3 protein-coding genes and 1 pseudogene are annotated in these 3060 nt (G+C 77.0%); 3 read left to right on the top strand and 1 reads right to left on the bottom strand.

Annotated features, from left to right (window positions below; all coding sequences use genetic code 11):
• Both OMK64_RS19785 and OMK64_RS19790 read left to right on the top strand, forming a co-directional pair.
• Positions 1–1034: FHA domain-containing protein (locus OMK64_RS19785; protein WP_272730066.1), on the top strand; the 1034-nt coding region annotated here is incomplete at its 5' end.
• Between the two features lie 170 nt (positions 1035–1204).
• Positions 1205–1969 (top strand): PP2C family protein-serine/threonine phosphatase, encoded by a 765-nt coding sequence (locus OMK64_RS19790; protein WP_272730067.1) that lies wholly within the window; start codon positions 1205–1207, stop codon positions 1967–1969.
• Positions 1970–2008: 39 nt separating this feature from the next.
• On the opposite strand, the gene rarD is transcribed toward OMK64_RS19790, so the two are convergent.
• Entirely contained in the window at positions 2009–2863 is an 855-nt protein-coding gene (rarD, locus tag OMK64_RS19795) for an EamA family transporter RarD (RefSeq protein WP_276596339.1), read from the bottom strand.
• An 89-nt stretch (positions 2864–2952) separates the two neighbouring features.
• On the opposite strand from rarD, the pseudogene OMK64_RS19800 reads away from it, so the two are divergent.
• Positions 2953–3060: pseudogene (locus OMK64_RS19800) on the top strand (adenosine deaminase); the annotation flags it as partial.

Here is a 3060-nt window from a genome sequence, read left to right on the forward strand (position 1 = left end):
CGGGCCCCGGCCGGTCAGCGGCGGGCACCGACGCACCACCGCCACCCCCGCTCGCGCCGGAGCCTGCGGGACCGACGGCGCCGCCGCCGCGACCGGCGTTCGTCGACGCCCCGCCGGTGACGGCGGTGGTCCCGGTCGTCCCGCCGAGTTCCGGGGGCACGAGCGGCCTCGTCGACGTGCCCGCCGGGCTCACCGGCCAGCACGGCGACGCGCCGCGCACGAGCGGTCCGGTCATCGACGCGGTGCCCGGCGGCGGTGGTGCGTCGGTGCCCGCCGCTGACCGGCCGGGGCTCGTGCAGGTCCCGCCCACGGTCACGGGCGCCATCCCGCTCGTCCCGGTGACCCGGCGTCCCGCGCCGGCGCCGGTCGACGACCTCGGCGACGTCGAGCACACGCGGCTGCGCGACACCGGACCGACCACGCCCGACCTCGGCGACGTCGAGCGCACGCGGCTGCGCGACGCCGGACCGACCACGCCCGACCTCGGCGACGTCGAGCGCACGCGGCTGCGCGACGCCGGACCGATCACGCCCGACCTCGGCGACCTCGAGCGCACGCGGCTGCGGGACGCCGCTGCACCCGAGCAAGGCCTCGGCAACCTCGAGCAGACACGCCTGCGCGACGCGGGCGCGCCCGCCCAGGGCCTGGGCGACCTGGAGCACACGCGCCTCGTCGCGACCGGTGACGGCACGGGACGCGTCCCCGGGACGGGCGTGCTGCGGCTCGTCTTCGACACCGGCGAGCGCGTCGTCGTCGAGGGCGACGGCGTCGTCGGCCGCGACCCCTCGGACGCCGGCGTCGCCCACGTGGTCGCCGTCGACGACCCGCAGCGCTCGGTGTCGAAGGTGCACCTGGCGTTCGGTCCCGAGGACGGCGGCCGGCTCTGGGTCGTGGACCGCGGCTCGACCAACGGGACGTTCCTCGTCGCTCCCGACGGTGCGGGCTCGGCTCTCGCGCCCGGTGCCCGTGCGGTCGTCGAGGCGGGCTGGACGATCCGCTTCGGTCAGCGTGCGGTGCGCGTCGAGCACGTCTGACGCTGCGCTCTCGCGACCGAGGACCCAGCCGCGGCCGCGCACTCCCCGGGGCGTTCCCGGCGAACCGCGCCGTGCAGTCGCCCGCAGCGCCGTAGCATGAGCGCGGCGGTCGCTGACCGCCCTCCCGACGGCGGGCCTCCGCCGGGGAGCGACCCCGCTGCGAGGTGGACGTGACGGCGCCGTCGGACGAGTCGGTGCAGCCGGCCGTGGCCGGTGTCCGGGTCGACGTGGGCGTCGCGACGGACCGCGGCCGCCGGGACTCGAACGAGGACGCCTGGCTCGCGTCGGGCGGCGTGTACGTCGTGGCCGACGGGATGGGTGGGCACGAGGCGGGCGAGGTCGCGAGCAGCCTCGCGGTCGAGGCGCTGCAGCCCCTGGTCGGCACGACCCCCGACGTCGCGGCCGTGTCCGGGACGCTGCGCGACGCGCACGCGCGCGTCCGGGACCTGCCGTCGACGTCCCCGCGGCGTCCGGGTACGACCATCACGGGCGTGGTCCTGACCGAGCACGAGGACGTGCCGTGCTGGGTCGTGCTCAACGTGGGCGACTCGCGGACGTACCGGATGATCGGCGGCGTCCTGGAGCAGGTGACGGCGGACCACTCGGAGATCGCGGAGCTGGTCGCGAGCGGGCTGGTCCCCGCGGACGCGGCGGCGCGTCACCCGCGCCGGCACGTGGTCACGCGCGTCCTCGGTGGTGGTGCGTCCGACGTCCAGCCGGACGTGTGGCTCTTCCCGGTGAGCCCGGGGGACCGCATGGTCGTGTGCTCGGACGGGCTGACCGACGAGCTCACCGACCGGCGGATCGAGGTCGAGCTCCGTGCCGCCGGGTCCGCGCAGGAGGCCGCGGACCGCCTGGTCGCGGCTGCGCTCGCGGCCGGAGGGCGGGACAACGTCACGGTCGTGGTCGTCGACGCGACGGTCCCGCGCCGCTGAGCCGGCCGGCGCTCCGGGCCCCGGCGACCTCGCGCGGGCTCAGACCCGGACGCCCCGACGGGGCCGGACGCGGTGGCGCAGCCCGTCCACGGTGAGCAGCACGAGCGCGACCCAGACGAGACCGAAGCCCCACCACCGCGCGACGGGCATCTGCTCGTGCAGCACGACGACGCCGATGAGCAGCTGCAGGACCGGTGCGAGGTACTGGAGCAGCCCGACGACGCTGAGCGGCAGGCGCCGCGCGGCGGAGTTGAACAGCAGGAGCGGCACCGCGGTGACGACGCCGGAGGAGACGAGCGCGACGGCGTGCCAGGCGCCGTACCCGGCGAACGACCCCTGCCCGGTGGCGGCGAGGACGACGAGGTAGCCGAGCGCGAGCGGGGCGAGCACGAGCGTCTCGGCAGCGAGTCCGGGCACGGCGCCGACGCTGCGCCCGACGCGGTTCTTGATGAGGCCGTAGAACCCGAAGCTGAAGGCCAGCGTGAGGGCGATCCAGGGCAGCTGGCCGTACCCGGCGGTGATGACGACGACCGCGAGGGCGCCGAAGCCGAGCGCGACCCACTGCACGGGCCGGAGCCGCTCGCGCAGCACGAGCACCGCGAGCGCGACGGTCACGAGGGGGTTGATGAAGTAGCCGAGGGCGGCGTCGACGACGCGGTCGGTGAGCACGCCGAACACGAACACGAGCCAGTTGGCGGCGAGCAGCACGGCGGCGACGGCGAGCAGGCCGAGCGTGCGGCGGTCGCGCAGCGCGGCGACGAAACCCGTCCAGGTGCGCGTGACGAGCAGCAGCACGACGCAGAAGAGCAGGGACCACACGACGCGGTGGGCGATGATCTCGACCGCGCCGGCCGGCTGGAGCAGCGGGAAGTAGAGGGGCAGCACGCCCCACAGCGCGTAGGCGGCGATGCCCGCGGCGAGCCCGCCGCGGGAGGAGGGCCCGGTGGGTGCGGTCGCCGGCTCGGGCGCGTCGGGCGGGCGAGGCGATCGGCGTGGACGTCGGCGGCGTCGTCGCGGCGTCCCGGATGCGGCACCCCCTGGACGCGCGGACGCTCGCCCGGCTCGCCGCCCGGCACGCCGCCGACGGGCCG

This window comes from Cellulomonas fimi (assembly GCF_028527925.1).
GTDB classification, from domain to species: Bacteria; Actinomycetota; Actinomycetes; order Actinomycetales; family Cellulomonadaceae; genus Cellulomonas; species Cellulomonas fimi_C.